At 61.1% G+C, this 13,156-nt stretch carries 14 protein-coding genes; 11 read left to right on the top strand and 3 right to left on the bottom strand.

The window, feature by feature from the left end:
- The first annotated feature begins 65 nt into the window (after window positions 1-65).
- The 7 genes from ubiE to tatC are packed head-to-tail and all read left to right on the top strand — an operon-like array spanning window position 66 to window position 5,062.
- Window positions 66-821, top strand: coding sequence for a bifunctional demethylmenaquinone methyltransferase/2-methoxy-6-polyprenyl-1,4-benzoquinol methylase UbiE (gene ubiE, locus RVM26_RS00495; protein WP_096921472.1), 756 nt, complete (start codon window positions 66-68; stop codon window positions 819-821).
- A 37-nt stretch (window positions 822-858) separates the two neighbouring features.
- Window positions 859-1,521, top strand: a complete 663-nt coding sequence (locus RVM26_RS00490; RefSeq protein ID WP_498940158.1) for a ubiquinone biosynthesis accessory factor UbiJ — start codon at window positions 859-861, stop codon at window positions 1,519-1,521.
- A complete protein-coding gene (ubiB, locus tag RVM26_RS00485) occupies window positions 1,518-3,140 on the top strand; it encodes a protein kinase family protein (protein WP_498940156.1) in 1,623 nt (540 codons plus the stop codon). The genes RVM26_RS00490 and ubiB overlap by 4 nt, the downstream gene beginning before the upstream one ends.
- A gap of 54 nt (window positions 3,141-3,194) precedes the next feature.
- Window positions 3,195-3,548 (top strand): phosphoribosyl-ATP diphosphatase, encoded by a 354-nt coding sequence (locus tag RVM26_RS00480; RefSeq protein ID WP_287805562.1) that lies wholly within the window; start codon window positions 3,195-3,197, stop codon window positions 3,546-3,548.
- A 24-nt stretch (window positions 3,549-3,572) separates the two neighbouring features.
- On the top strand, window positions 3,573-3,854 hold the full coding sequence (gene tatA / locus RVM26_RS00475; RefSeq protein WP_039181664.1) for a Sec-independent protein translocase subunit TatA: 282 nt from the start codon (window positions 3,573-3,575) through the stop codon (window positions 3,852-3,854).
- A 3-nt stretch (window positions 3,855-3,857) separates the two neighbouring features.
- Window positions 3,858-4,274, top strand: coding sequence for a Sec-independent protein translocase protein TatB (gene tatB, locus RVM26_RS00470; RefSeq protein WP_498940153.1), 417 nt, complete (start codon window positions 3,858-3,860; stop codon window positions 4,272-4,274).
- The gene (gene tatC / locus RVM26_RS00465; protein WP_144979492.1) at window positions 4,271-5,062 is read left to right on the top strand and encodes a twin-arginine translocase subunit TatC; all 792 of its coding nucleotides are present in this window, start codon (window positions 4,271-4,273) and stop codon (window positions 5,060-5,062) included. The genes tatB and tatC overlap by 4 nt, the downstream gene beginning before the upstream one ends.
- Before the next feature lie 84 nt (window positions 5,063-5,146).
- Here tatC and elbB read toward each other — a convergent pair whose 3' ends face one another.
- The gene (gene elbB, locus RVM26_RS00460; protein ID WP_287805557.1) at window positions 5,147-5,806 is read right to left on the bottom strand and encodes an isoprenoid biosynthesis glyoxalase ElbB; all 660 of its coding nucleotides are present in this window, start codon (window positions 5,804-5,806) and stop codon (window positions 5,147-5,149) included.
- Between the two features lie 185 nt (window positions 5,807-5,991).
- On the opposite strand from elbB, the gene hemB reads away from it, so the two are divergent.
- From hemB to RVM26_RS00445, 3 genes are all read left to right on the top strand, one after another.
- Complete coding sequence (gene hemB / locus RVM26_RS00455) at window positions 5,992-6,999, top strand: porphobilinogen synthase (protein WP_016916124.1); 1,008 nt, start codon at window positions 5,992-5,994, stop codon at window positions 6,997-6,999.
- A 115-nt stretch (window positions 7,000-7,114) separates the two neighbouring features.
- Complete coding sequence (gene ppk1 / locus RVM26_RS00450) at window positions 7,115-9,325, top strand: polyphosphate kinase (protein WP_498940150.1); 2,211 nt, start codon at window positions 7,115-7,117, stop codon at window positions 9,323-9,325.
- 144 nt (window positions 9,326-9,469) lie between these two features.
- A complete protein-coding gene (locus RVM26_RS00445; RefSeq protein WP_498940148.1) occupies window positions 9,470-10,399 on the top strand; it encodes a LysR family transcriptional regulator in 930 nt (309 codons plus the stop codon).
- Here RVM26_RS00445 and RVM26_RS00440 read toward each other — a convergent pair.
- Both RVM26_RS00440 and RVM26_RS00435 read right to left on the bottom strand, forming a co-directional pair.
- Window positions 10,371-11,993, bottom strand: coding sequence for a sensor histidine kinase (locus RVM26_RS00440; protein WP_498940146.1), 1,623 nt, complete (start codon window positions 11,991-11,993; stop codon window positions 10,371-10,373). The two genes, RVM26_RS00445 and RVM26_RS00440, sit on opposite strands and share 29 nt — an antisense overlap.
- A gap of 17 nt (window positions 11,994-12,010) precedes the next feature.
- Window positions 12,011-12,769 (bottom strand): winged helix-turn-helix domain-containing protein, encoded by a 759-nt coding sequence (locus RVM26_RS00435; RefSeq protein WP_016916119.1) that lies wholly within the window; start codon window positions 12,767-12,769, stop codon window positions 12,011-12,013.
- Window positions 12,770-12,996: 227 nt separating this feature from the next.
- On the opposite strand from RVM26_RS00435, the gene RVM26_RS00430 reads away from it, so the two are divergent.
- Window positions 12,997-13,128: a hypothetical protein gene (locus RVM26_RS00430; protein ID WP_016916118.1), complete on the top strand. Its 132-nt coding sequence runs from the start codon at window positions 12,997-12,999 to the stop codon at window positions 13,126-13,128.
- Window positions 13,129-13,156 lie beyond the last annotated feature (28 nt).

Genomic DNA, 13,156 nt, shown 5'->3' with positions numbered 1-13,156 from the left:
CAATCAATGATTGCGATGACCTTATGGTCGACTACTACCGCCTCGAACTCGGGAGCTGAAGCCCCATGAGCCCCACGGAAAAACGCACCACCCATTTTGGCTACCAGGAAGTCCCGGTCGACGAAAAAGCCTCACGCGTCGCCGATGTCTTCCACTCGGTCGCCGCTCGCTACGACGTCATGAACGACCTGATGTCCATGGGCATCCACCGTGTGTGGAAGCGCCTCACCATCGAGCGTGCTGGCGTTCGCCCCGGCCATCATGTGCTGGACATCGCTGGCGGCACGGGGGACCTGACCCTCAAGTTCTCGCGTCTGGTCGGCCCCCGCGGCAAGGTCGTTCTGGCCGACATCAACGCCTCCATGCTCAAGGTAGGCCGCGACAAGCTGATGGACAACGGCGTCGGTGGCAACGTCGAGTACGTCCAGGCCAATGCCGAGTGTCTGCCCTTCCCGGACAACAGTTTCGACTGCATCACCATCGCCTTTGGCCTGCGCAACGTGACCGACAAGGACGCCGCGCTGCGCTCCATGGCACGGGTACTCAAGCCCGGCGGCCGCCTGCTGGTGCTGGAGTTTTCCAAGCCCAACAACCCGCTGCTCTCCAAAGCCTACGATGAGTACTCGTTCCGGCTGTTGCCCAAAATGGGCGAACTGGTCGCCGGCGACGGCGAAAGCTACCGCTACCTGGCCGAATCGATCCGCATGCACCCCGACCAGGAGACCCTGAAGGGCATGATGGAAACCGCCGGGCTCGATCGAGTGGAGTACACCAACCTGACCGGCGGCATCGTCGCCCTGCACCGCGGCATCAAGCTATGACGCCTCGCACGCTGACCCACCGGACGACGAGGCCCGCATGCTAGTCACCCCGACCCTGCTGCTGGCCGGTTGTGAACGAACTCTGAACGCACTGCTTGCCCGTGACCCGGCTGCCCCTGGGCGGCTGGCCGCACTGGCGGGCAGCCGTCTGCTGGTGCGTCTGGAAAAGCCACAGCTGGCGCTGCTGCTTTGCTATCACAATGCCGGACTGGACCTGCAGCACGGCGACGACGTCGATGAAAGCGACGTGGATGCGGTGGTCGAACTGACCCCGGAAACCCTCTCGGAGTGGCTCAGCGGCGCCTCCGTGGAGCGGCTGATGTTCGAGGGCAAGCTGGCCATTCGGGGGCATGTCCACTTACTGGAAGCTACCCGAGAGCTGCTGCTGGACCTGGAGGTCGACTGGGAAGGCGAGCTGGCACACTGGCTGGGCGACATGCCTGCCCATTCGCTGGCCGAAGGGCTGCGCCGCGCGGCACGCTGGGGGCTACGCGCCAAGGACGAGCTACTGCAGGATGTGTCGGAGTATGTCTTCGAAGAGGCACGCCTGCTACCGGGCCGCCAGCAGCGCGACGTGCTGCGCGACCACCTCACCGAGCTGGAAATCGCCACCGACCGCCTGGATGCCAGACTGCAGCGCCTGAATCGGCGTCTCACGCAGTTGGCCAAGGTCAATGCGCCCGAGGAGCCGAGCGAATGAGCCTGCGGCTGTTCAAGATCGTCTGGGTAGTGACTCGGCATCGCCTGGATACCCTCGTACCTGCCGAGCGCATGCCGCTCTGGCTGCGGCTACTGACTCGCTTTTCGCCCCTCCAACTGGTGCCGGTGGGCAGCCGAAGTCGCGGCGAGCGCCTGCGACTGGCGCTGGAGGCACTGGGCCCGATCTTCATCAAATTCGGCCAAATGCTCTCGACCCGCCGCGACCTGCTGCCGGAAGACATTGCCGACGAGCTGAAACGCCTGCAGGATCAGGTGCCGCCCTTTGCTGGCGAGCTGGCAGCCGCCCGGGTAGAGAAAGAGCTGGGCATGACCCTGGTGGAGGCCTTTGCGGCCTTCGACCGCGTGCCCCTCGCCTCGGCCTCCATTGCCCAGGTGCATGCCGCCACCCTGCACGGTGGCGAAGAGGTAGTGGTCAAGATCATTCGCCCCGGCATCGACCGAATCATGCGTCAGGACATGGGGCTGATGTACCAGGTAGCGAAGCTGCTGGCCAAAGTGCCCGAAGCCAGACGCCTGCGCCCGGTAGAAGTCATTCGCGACTATGAAGCCACCCTGTTCGACGAGCTGGACCTCTACAAGGAGGCGGCCAACACCTCTCAGCTCAAGCGTAATTTCAAGGACTCGCCGCTCCTCTTCGTGCCCACCATCTACTGGCCCTACACGCGGCGACACGTGATGGTGCAGGAGCGCATTCGCGGCGTACCGGTGGCCGACCTGGAGACCTTGCGGGCCCGCGGCACCAATCTGAAAAAGCTCGCCGAGCGCGGCGTGGAGCTGTTCTTCACCCAGGTATTCCGGGACAACTTCTTCCACGCGGACATGCATCCCGGCAATATCTTCGTCAACTGTGACGACCCGGACGACCCCCAGTACATCGCCATCGACTGCGGCATCGTGGGCAGCCTCACCCGGGAAGACCAGGATTACCTGGCGCGCAACCTGCTGGCCTTTTTCCATCAGGACTATTACGAGGTGGCTTCCCTGCACATCGAGTCGGGATGGGTGGGCGAGAACACCCGTGCCAACGAATTTGCCGCGGCCATTCGTACCGTGTGCGAACCGATTCTGGAAAAGCCCCTCAAGGACATCTCTTTTGGGCAGGTGCTGCTGGGGCTGTTTCAAACGGCGCGACGCTTCAACATGGAAGTTCAGCCGCAGCTGGTGCTGCTGCAGAAAACCCTGCTCAACATCGAAGGGCTGGGGCGTCAGCTCTACCCTGAGCTGGACCTGTGGAGCACCGCCAAGCCCTACCTGGAGAGGTGGATGAGAGAGCGCGCGGGTATCGGCGGGCTCTGGGCATCGCTCAAGCGCCAGGCGCCGGAGCTTTCGCATCAGCTGCCAGAGCTGCCGGTGCTGGCACATCAGGCGCTCAGCCGCATGGAACATGAGCACCGCCAGCGGCATCAGCAGGTCACCGCGCTCAGCCAGATGCGCCACCAGTTGAAACAACAGGGCAAACGCCAGCATCGGCTGCGCATCGGTCTGGCACTAGTGGCCATCGCGCTTGCCTGGCAGCCGCTGAGCAGTTGGGCCGCCACCCAGGATTGGCCGATTCTGGCAGCTGCCGGGGTCGGGTTGCTGCTGCTGATCTGGCAGTGAGCCTTCCCAGCACGTGCCGGATGACACTCTATTGCGATGAATAACGAGAACACCATGACAGATGCCAACCAAGCTCCCGTACTGGACGCTCTGGCCGACGTTTTGAAACAGCGTCGCCATGCGCAACCAGAAGAATCTTATGTTGCCTCCTTGCATCATAAGGGTTTGAACAAGATACTCGAGAAAGTGAGCGAAGAGGCCACCGAAACGCTGCTGGCCGCCAAGGATGCCGAGCACGGCGATGAGCAGGCCCGTCAAGCGTTGATCGCCGAAACGGCCGACCTGTGGTTTCATAGCCTGGTCATGCTGTCGCATCTGGATCTGGACCATCAGCCCGTACTGGACGAGCTTGCGCGACGGTTTGGAATCTCTGGTCACGACGAAAAAGCGTCCCGATCACAACGTTAACCCTGCATCCATGAGGAAACGCATATGTTAGGTGGTATCAGTATTTGGCAGCTGCTGATTGTTCTGGGCATCATCATCCTGATTTTCGGCACCAAGAAACTGCGTAACGTGGGCACCGACCTGGGCGGCGCGGTCAAGGGCTTCAAGAAAGCCATGCACGAGGAAGAGAAGGACGGCGACAAGCCCTCTGACCAGCCTCAGGCCAAGGTCGCCCACGAAGAGAACGGCAACACCTATGACGTTCAAGCTGAGCAGAAGCCAGCGGCAGACGTTCACTCTGGCGACCGCAACGAAGAGCGCAAATAACCCATGCTGGATATCGGCTTTCTTGAACTCATGCTCATCGCCGTCGTGGCACTGCTGGTGCTGGGCCCGGAACGCCTGCCCAAGGCGGCGCGCACGGCGGGTCTATGGATCGGCAAGATCAAGCGCACGGTATCCGGTATGCAGCGTGAAATCAGTGCCCAACTGGAAGCCGAAGAGCTGCGGCAAAAGCTGAATGAGCAGCAGAAAAAGCTCGATGACAGCCTGAAAAAAGCCAAGCAGGATGTCGAGAGCATTGCTGATGCCCCTTCAGCCTCGTCTGCCCAGCCTTCCGCTCAGGCAGACACCGAACAGCGGGTGGCCAGGGCCAGCGCACGCCTGGATGACGCTTTGCAGACCGTGCGTGAAGACCTGCCGAGCGACACCGATACGGCCGATCAAAAGGATAGACCCCACTCATGAGCATGTCTGGCAACTCCCAGCCACCGCAAAACGACCAGGGCCAGGCGCCTCTCATCGAGCATCTGATCGAGCTGCGTTCGCGCTTGATGAAGGCGGTCGTGGTGATCCTGGTGATTTTCCTGGGGCTCTATGCCTTTGCCAACGATATCTACACCTTCGTGGCCGAGCCGCTGATGGCACTGCTGCCCGAAGGCTCCCAGATGATTGCCACCGAGGTCGCCTCGCCCTTCCTGGCACCCTTCAAGCTGACGCTGGTGGTGGCGGTCTTCATTGCCATTCCTTTCGTGCTGCACCAGGCCTGGGCCTTCGTGGCGCCGGGGCTTTACGACAACGAGAAAGCGCTGGCCATTCCGATTCTCGTTTCCAGCGTGGCGCTGTTTTATGCCGGGGCAGCGTTTGCCTATTACGTGGTGTTTCCGCTGCTGTTCGAGTTTTTTACCCAAACGGGGCCGGAAAATGTCGCGGTGATGACCGACATCAACCAGTACCTGAATTTCGTGCTCAAGCTGTTCTTTGCGTTTGGCGTGGCCTTTGAAATACCCATCGCCACGTTCCTGCTGATTCTCTCCGGCGCGACGACCGTGGAAAGCCTGTCGAAAAAGCGCCCGTATATCATCCTGGGGTGCTTTGTCGTCGGTATGCTGCTGACGCCGCCCGATGTGATTTCTCAAAGCCTGCTGGCGATTCCCATGTACTTGTTGTACGAAGTGGGGTTGCTGTTTGGCCGTCTGGTGCGCAAGCCCAGAAACGCCAAGCAAGCGCAGGCCGAGGAAGAGCAGACCGACTAGCCGTAGTGAATGCTGACGGCCATTAAAAAGCCTCTGTCATCCCACGATGACAGAGGCTTTTTCCCTACGGGTGGGCCTGCAAGCCTAGCCCATCATTTCATCGACACGGTCCACCAGCTTGAAGATGCCCGTGGCGGCTTCACTGATGCGCGTTGCCAGCATATAGGCAGGCGTGGTGACCACGCGATGTTCGAGATCCACGACGATCTCTTCTACGCCGCAGCTACGGTGCAGCCCCCCCATGGCGCTGATCGCACCCGCCACACCGGGGTCATGCCCTACCGTCACGGCAATGCCATCCCCCAGCAGCCGTGGCACCATGACCGGGGCAATGCACATCAAGCCAATCGGTTTGGCGTCTTCCTTGAACCCTGCCAGCGCCTCCTTGACGCTTTCCAGCACCTGCATCTCGTCGCCTTGCACAGCAAAGTCGGACAGGTTCTTGGCAACGCCAAAGCCGCCAGGCACGATCACCGCATCGAAGTCATCGGACACCAGCTCGGTGATCGGACTGATCTCGCCACGCGCCAGACGGGCCGACTCCTGCAGCACATTGCGTCGCTCACCCTCCACCGGCGTCTGATCCAGGTGGTTGATGACATGGTGCTGCTCTACATCGGGTGCAAAGCAGCGATACCCTATGCCCAACTGATCCAGACGCAGCAGTGTCAGGGTCGTTTCGTAGATTTCCGAACCGTCGAACACGCCACAGCCGGCTAATACCACCGCTACCTGCTTGGTCATACCTCTCTCCTTGTCGAAGCCATGCGAATGGCTGAGTGACTCACTTTAGTCAGTCTGCCCTGCGGCCACAAGGCGGCTTTCGCTGCATGGCATGACTGATATACTCAACCCACGCCCAGAGAGTTGACCGCGCTGTTGGCCAATGCTCGTGGGGCACCCTTTTCGAGACTGTCTGGAGAGAGCCGTTGAACACCTCAAGCCCGCGCCACTTCCCCGCCACCCGAATGCGCCGCATGCGCCGGGACGACTTCTCACGCCGCTTGATGCAGGAGTCGACCCTGACGCCCAACGACCTGATTCTGCCGGTGTTCGTGCTGGAAGGCGAAAATCAGCGTGAAGCGGTGGCCTCCATGCCCGGCGTGGAGCGTTTGTCCATCGACCTGCTGATCGAGCAAGCCAAGGAGGCCCATGCCCTGGGCATACCGGCCCTGGCACTGTTTCCGGTGATCGGCGCCGAGCAAAAAAGCGAGCTGGCCGAAGAAGCCTACAATGCCAGTGGCCTGGTACAGCGCACCGTGCGTGCCCTCAAGGAAGCCGTGCCAGAGCTTGGTATCATCACCGATGTGGCGCTGGATCCCTACACCAGCCACGGTCAGGACGGCATTCTCGATGCCCAGGGCTACGTGCAAAACGACCGTACGGTGGACACGCTGCTCAAGCAGGCTCTTTCTCATGCGGAAGCCGGCGCCGACGTTGTGGCCCCCTCCGACATGATGGATGGCCGAATTGGTGCGATTCGCCAGGTACTGGAGCAGGAGCAGCTGCACAACGTGCGCATCATGGCGTACAGCGCCAAGTACGCGTCGAACTACTACGGCCCCTTCCGGGATGCCGTCGGCTCCGCCGCCAACCTGGGCAAGGCCGACAAACGCACCTATCAGATGGACCCCGCCAACAGCGACGAAGCACTGCACGAAGTGGCGCTGGACATCGCCGAAGGCGCCGACATGGTGATGGTCAAGCCAGGCATGCCTTACCTAGACGTGGTGCGTCGTGTCAAAAGCGAGCTGCAGGTGCCGACCTTCGCCTATCAGGTGAGCGGTGAGTACGCCATGCACCGCGCGGCTTTCGACAACGGCTGGCTGGCCGCAGAGCCGGTGATTCTCGAATCGCTGATGTGTTTCAAACGGGCAGGTGCCGACGGCATATTGACCTACTTCGCGTTGGAAGCGGCGCGTCTTTTGCAGCGCTGACGCCATCAAGATGACAAATCGGTGACACCTGTTTGTCATCTTCCCCCTGCATACTTGACGCAATTCGCGTTATAACAAGCAGCATGGGCAAGCGCCATTACCGCAGGGGGCCAGCATGGAAGACAACTCAGCCGATTCCAACACCGATGTCAGCAGTGCAGTGCCCAGTAACGAGACTTTCGTTAGCGAGAGTACCGAGGTACTGCCTTTACGGGTCAACCGTACACCGACAGGAGTACAGGCCCGTGAAGTACTCCCGGAAGCCAACCTGGATGACCCACAGCTCTACTTCAATCGAGAGCTTTCGCACCTGCAGTTCAATATTCGCGTGCTGGAGCAGGCGCTGGACGATGCGCACCCGCTGCTGAACCGTCTCATGTTCCTGCTGATCTTCTCGTCCAACATGGACGAATTCTTCGAAATCAGGGTCGCGGGGCTCAAGCACCAAATGGCGCTGGGCGATGACACCACCGCAGCGGATGGCCGTTTGCCCAAAGCCGTGCTGGCAGAAATCTCAACCATTGCCCATCAGCAAATCGCCCGCCAGTACACGATTCTCAACGACACCCTGCTGCCCGCCCTGGAGGCTCAGGGGCTGCGCTTTCGTCGTCGCGACCAGTGGAACGAGGCGCAAAAGGCCTGGGCGCGTGAGTTTTTCGATAACGAGATCATGCCGGTCATCAGCCCCATCGGCCTGGACCCCTCGCATCCGTTCCCGCGACTGGTCAATAAAAGCCTCAACTTCATCGTCGAGCTGGAGGGCAAAGATGCCTTTGGCCGGGCTGGCGGCATGGCGATTCTGCCCGCCCCACGCTCGCTGCCACGGCTGATGGCCTTGCCCAGAGAGCTGTGTGCAGAGGGCTACACCGAGTATGTCTTTTTGTCTTCGCTCATACATGCCCATGCCGAAGAGCTGTTCCCCGGCATGCGCGTGCGCGGCTGCTACCAGTTCCGCCTGACCCGCAATGCGGACATGAGCGTCGACCCGGAAGAGGTCTCAGACCTGGCATCGGCGTTACGCGGCGAGCTGCTAGCACGGCGCTATGGCAGCGGCGTACGCCTGGAGGTCGCCGATAACTGCCCGGATGAGCTCATCAACTTCCTGCTACGCCAGTTCGAGCTGGACAACGACGATCTATACCGCGTACAGGGGCCAGTGAACCTGACCCGCATGATGGCCGTGCTGGGCGACGTGAACCGCCCCGAGCTGCTCTATCGCCCGTTTACCCCCAGCGTGCCCAAGGGCTTGAAGGGCGGCAGCCTGTTCAGCGCCATTGCCAACAACGACATTCTGCTGCACCACCCCTTCCAGGCCTTCTCCCCCATCGAAGACCTGCTGCGCGAAGCCGCACGCGATCCGGACGTGCTGGCCATCAAGCAGACGCTCTACCGTACCGGTGCCGACTCCTCCATCGTCAGCGCGCTGGTGGATGCCGCCAGCCAGGGCAAGGAGGTCACCGTGGTCATCGAGCTACGGGCACGCTTCGACGAAGCAGACAACCTGCAGCTCGCCTCGCGCCTACAGGAAGCCGGGGCCATCGTCATCTACGGCATCATGGCCTACAAGACCCACGCCAAGATGCTGCATATCGTCCGCCGTGAGCGGGGTGAGCTGCGTCACTATGCGCACCTGGGCACGGGCAACTACCACGCCAGGACCGCCAAGCTGTATACCGACTACAGCCTGCTGACTGCCAACAAGGCGCTGTGTGCCGACGTGCACAAGGTCTTCCAGCAGCTCTCGGGCATGGGCCGCGCGCGTAAGATCGATACGCTGCTGCACGCGCCGTTCACGCTGCACGAGCGGCTGGTGGAAATGATCGATCGGGAAGCCCAGATCGCCCGCAAGGGCAAACGTGGCCATATCATCATCAAGTGCAACTCGCTGACCGAGCCCAAGCTGATCAAGGCGCTTTACCGAGCCTCTCAGGCGGGCGTGGAGTGCGACCTGATCATTCGCGGCATGTGCTGCCTGAAACCCGGCGTGCCGGGCGTATCAGACAACATTCGCGTACGCTCGATCATTGGCCGCTTTCTGGAACATACCCGAGTCTTTCACTTCCATAACGACGGCAAACCGGAAACCTGGTGCTCCAGCGCCGACTTCATGTCGCGCAACATGTTCCACCGCGTGGAAACCTGCTTCCCGTTGCTGGACAAGAAGCTCGCCACCCGGGTGCGCAAGGACCTGGAGACCTACCTGGTCGATAACTGCCAGAGCTGGCTACTGCAGAGCGATGGCAGCTACCAGCTCCAGGACCCTGGCCACGGCGATGCCATCAGCGCCCAGGAAACGCTGCTCTACGCTTACGCCACGAAGAGCTGACGACGCCCAAGCACCCTGAGTGGCCGCCACCGTTGGAAACTCAGGGGGCGTCTGGATAGGGGAATGTTCGAGGGTATGCGACACTGTCATATGTGACGCTGAATAACAGCCAAGCTGTTTCATTACCTATGACAGATACTCACCATGATTGAGCTACGCCATTTGCGCACGCTACTGGCACTGAGGGAAACGGGGTCGCTGGTGGAAGCCGCCGAGCGCGTGCACCTCACCCAGTCGGCGCTTTCCCACCAGTTGAAAGACCTAGAAGGCCGCATCGATAGCGCGCTGTTCGTGCGCAAGACGCGCCCCGTGGAATTTACCCGCGCCGGTTTGCGCATGTTGGCGCTGGCCGATGACATTTTGCCCGAAGTACGCAAGGCCGAGCGAGACCTGGCGCGCTTGGCAGGCACCGAGCAGGGACGCCTGCACATGGCCATCGAATGCCACAGCTGCTTTCAGTGGCTGATGCCCACCGTGGACTATTTTCGTGACCATTGGCCGGAGGTGGAAATCGACATTCCCAGCGGCCACCATTTCGACCCGCTACCTGCTCTGGCTCGCGAACAGCTGGACCTGGTCATCACCGCCGACCCTCAGCCGCTGGAAGGGGTGCACTACGAGCCATTGTTTCGTTACGAGGGGTTGTTGGCCGTAGCCCGCCAGCATCGCCTGGCGGGCAGTGCCTATGTTCTGCCCGCCGCCCTGGCCGAAGAGACGTTGATCACCTACCCGGTGGAGCAGTCACGACTGGACGTCTTCACCCAATTTCTGACGCCCGCCAATGTGCGCCCCAAGGAGATTCGTACGGCCGAACTGACCATCATGATGATGCAGCTGGTGGCCAGCGGCCGTGGGGTTTGCGCGCTGCCCAACTGGGCCTTGACCGAGTATCTGGAGCGCCACTACGTCAGTGCCGTCAAGCTGGGCGAACAGGGTATCTGGAGCACGCTGTACGCGGCCATTCGTGAAGAGACCATGGAGGCGCCGTGGATGCAGGACTTTTTACGCACGGCTCAGGAGACTTCCTTTGCGGTACTCTCCGGGATCAGGCCGGCGAATCGCGACGAGGAATGAGCAGGGTAAAGCGGGCGCCGCCCAGCGCTGGGCTGCTGTCCACGGTGACGCTGCCGCCATGACCACTCATGATTTTCTGCACGATGGACAACCCCAGGCCATACCCGCCCGAGCTGCGGGCTCGGCTATCGTCCAGCCGGGCAAACGGCTTGAAGATATCGGCACGAGCTTCCGGCGGGATGCCCGGCCCATCGTCTTCCACGTCGATGCGCACGAGGTGGGGTTCATCCCAGAGCCGAATGATCACCTGTGATTTGCTGTAACGACAGGCATTGCCGACCAGATTCTGTAGCGCCCGTTGAAGATAGCGAGGCTCGGCCAGCAGTTCGATGTCTGGGCCAGGGTCGAGCTCAAGCGTGAGGCCTGCGTGCAGCGGGGCCAGGGTATCGATGACCCGGTTGGCCATGGCACGGCAGTCGACCAGACTCATTTCAAGCTCGGCACCGTGCAGGGTGTCTCCCCCCAACCGGGCATAGGTCAGAATCTCATCGACCAGTTCGTCCAGCTCGGCAATATCGGCATCGATACCCTGCAGCTGCCTCTGAATGGCTGGCTGGTCGGTCATGTCTTCCACCATCTGCACGGCAAAGCGGATACGCGCCACCGGGGTACGCAGCTCATGGGAGACCGCGCGGATCATCTCCTGCTGGCCGCGGAGCAAGCTCTGTACCTGATTGGCCATACCGTTGAAAGCCATGCCGACACGGCCGAGAAAATCACCGCTTTCCACTTTTACACGGGTTTCCAGGCGGCCACTGGCGATGCGAGTTGCCGCCAGTTCCAGTCGCGCCATGCGTGATTCGATACTGCGCATGATCAGATAAACGATCAGGCTGAGCACGGCCATCAGGCCGACCAGCAACGGGAGGTGCAAGTTGAGCGGCAGCGTATCGCCCCGCGTGACGGGGCCTGCCTGTAGCCACTGGGGCGTGTCACCCGGCGGGACGGGGAGCTGGTAGACCAGCGTGATGGCGAGCTTGTCGGACATCAGCCGAGTGATGACGCCCCCCAGCGTCATCTGAAAGCGCTGTTCGGCGGTCAGGTCTTCTGGTGGTGCGCTCAGCAGCGTCAATGGCCAGCTACCAGAACGCAAGTGCCCCAGCGCCAGGGTACGCTCTGAGGGCGGCATATCTGCCAGCCACTCGCCCAGCGCTACCAAGGTCCCCTGCCACTGGCGCTCGCCCCAAGCGGCAAAATTCGCCTCCAGCACCCATGCCTCGTGCTGGCGTGACGATCCTGGCAGGCGCTGGCGCAGCTGCCAGGGGGGCTCCTCCACCAGCACGTTGCCTCGCTCGATACGTGTGCGCTCGAAGTAGCCCAGCGGCGTATCCGCCATGCGACGCAGCGCCAACTGCATGCCAAGCCGTTCGGAAAGCTCACCCAATAGCGCTTCCCGCTCGTCCTCTGCCACGCTGGCCAGGCGCTGAGTCATCATCGACATGGGCAACGCAGCCAGCTGTTCTCGGTAATCTTCCCGACGCACTTGCTCGATGAACGAGCGTCCCCCCAGTGCAATCAGGAACACCACGCACAGCGCCAGCCCGAGCAGCAGATAAAAACGTAAGAACGAGCCGTGACTCAGCACTCGCCACATTGGGCGACCTCTCCTGGTTAGCTGTCCTTGACGAACAGATAGCCCTTGCTACGCACCGTCTTGATCCGGTGAGGCTGATTGGGGTCATCGCCAATCTTGGGTCGGATACGGGAGACCCGCACGTCGATCGAGCGATCCTGACCATCGTACTTGATGCCGCGCAGGTCGCTGAAAATCTCTTCACGCGTCAGTACCCGCCCAGCATTACGTGCCAACAGCCACAAGAGGTCGAATTCGGCGCTGGTCAGATCGATCCGATCACCTGCCAGCCAGGCCTCGCGGGTGGCATTGTCGATTTCCAGATTCTCGAACTTCAGGCGCATTTCACCATCGGGAGCAGGGCCGTCGGCACGTCGCAACAGGGCACGCATACGGGCCAGCAACACCCTCGGCTGCACCGGCTTCGGTACGTAGTCATCGGCGCCCATTTCCAGCCCCAGCACCTGATCCAGGTCGTCGGTGCGCGCGGTGAGCATCATGATCGGCCCGGCGAAATTGGGCCGCACGCGGCGGCAGATGGCCAGGCCATCCTCACCGGGCAGCATGAGATCCAGAATCACCAGATCCGGCTGCAGCGTCAGGATACGATCTACCCCCTTGGCACCATCCGCCTCGATCGTCACTTGAAAGCCGTTGGCTTCCAGGTAGTCACGGGTGAGCTCCGCCAAGCGCTGATCATCTTCAATAATCAGCACATGATCCTGGTCGGGGTAGTCGGGCGTTACCGCCTCCTGCGACCCAAGTGCTTGAAATTGCTGTTCCAAGTGATCCACCATCCTTTTCCTTCACTCCGCTTAGGCAGTTTGTGTTGTCACCCGCACACCCCCTCTGCAACCGCAGGTTGTGACCGCTTTCAGGATACCCTAAAACCGAGGTAACGCCTGCCCTTTGATCAACGTTCAGTACCCATCTCCCTGACGTTTCCGTGGGTGGCTTGATTCTTCCACCATCAAGCGCTAATGTGAAGGCGCAACTGTCGACAATGTGGCAGGAGGATATCGCCATGGAAAATGGCAAGGCAAAAAGTGTGATCAAGCGTGTTTATGTACCCACCCAAGTGCGCGATCTGCCCAACGGTGAGAAGTTGAAAATCCCGGGGCATTACAAGGCCCCACCCAGCGATAGTAACAGCTGATTCGAGCGCGTCCATCGCATTGATCGCA

This window comes from Halomonas sp. KM072, assembly GCF_050710315.1.
In the GTDB taxonomy this organism is placed as follows: Bacteria; Pseudomonadota; Gammaproteobacteria; order Pseudomonadales; family Halomonadaceae; genus Vreelandella; species Vreelandella hamiltonii.
Note: the sequence above shows the minus strand (reverse complement) of the source record. Positions and strands in the feature narration are given on the sequence as shown.

What these genes read in the sequence shown, in the direction of transcription:
- ubiE (WP_096921472.1), top strand. Translation starts at nt 66, where the DNA reads ATGAGCCCCACGGAAAAACGCACCACCCATTTTGGCTACCAGGAAGTC.
- RVM26_RS00490 (WP_498940158.1), top strand. Translation starts at nt 859, where the DNA reads ATGCTAGTCACCCCGACCCTGCTGCTGGCCGGTTGTGAACGAACTCTG.
- ubiB (WP_498940156.1), top strand. Translation starts at nt 1,518, where the DNA reads ATGAGCCTGCGGCTGTTCAAGATCGTCTGGGTAGTGACTCGGCATCGC.
- RVM26_RS00480 (WP_287805562.1), top strand. Translation starts at nt 3,195, where the DNA reads ATGACAGATGCCAACCAAGCTCCCGTACTGGACGCTCTGGCCGACGTT.
- tatA (WP_039181664.1), top strand. Translation starts at nt 3,573, where the DNA reads ATGTTAGGTGGTATCAGTATTTGGCAGCTGCTGATTGTTCTGGGCATC.
- tatB (WP_498940153.1), top strand. Translation starts at nt 3,858, where the DNA reads ATGCTGGATATCGGCTTTCTTGAACTCATGCTCATCGCCGTCGTGGCA.
- tatC (WP_144979492.1), top strand. Translation starts at nt 4,271, where the DNA reads ATGAGCATGTCTGGCAACTCCCAGCCACCGCAAAACGACCAGGGCCAG.
- elbB (WP_287805557.1), bottom strand. Translation starts at nt 5,806, where the DNA reads ATGACCAAGCAGGTAGCGGTGGTATTAGCCGGCTGTGGCGTGTTCGAC.
- ppk1 (WP_498940150.1), top strand. Translation starts at nt 7,115, where the DNA reads ATGGAAGACAACTCAGCCGATTCCAACACCGATGTCAGCAGTGCAGTG.
- RVM26_RS00445 (WP_498940148.1), top strand. Translation starts at nt 9,470, where the DNA reads ATGATTGAGCTACGCCATTTGCGCACGCTACTGGCACTGAGGGAAACG.
- RVM26_RS00440 (WP_498940146.1), bottom strand. Translation starts at nt 11,993, where the DNA reads ATGTGGCGAGTGCTGAGTCACGGCTCGTTCTTACGTTTTTATCTGCTG.
- RVM26_RS00435 (WP_016916119.1), bottom strand. Translation starts at nt 12,769, where the DNA reads ATGGTGGATCACTTGGAACAGCAATTTCAAGCACTTGGGTCGCAGGAG.
- RVM26_RS00430 (WP_016916118.1), top strand. Translation starts at nt 12,997, where the DNA reads ATGGAAAATGGCAAGGCAAAAAGTGTGATCAAGCGTGTTTATGTACCC.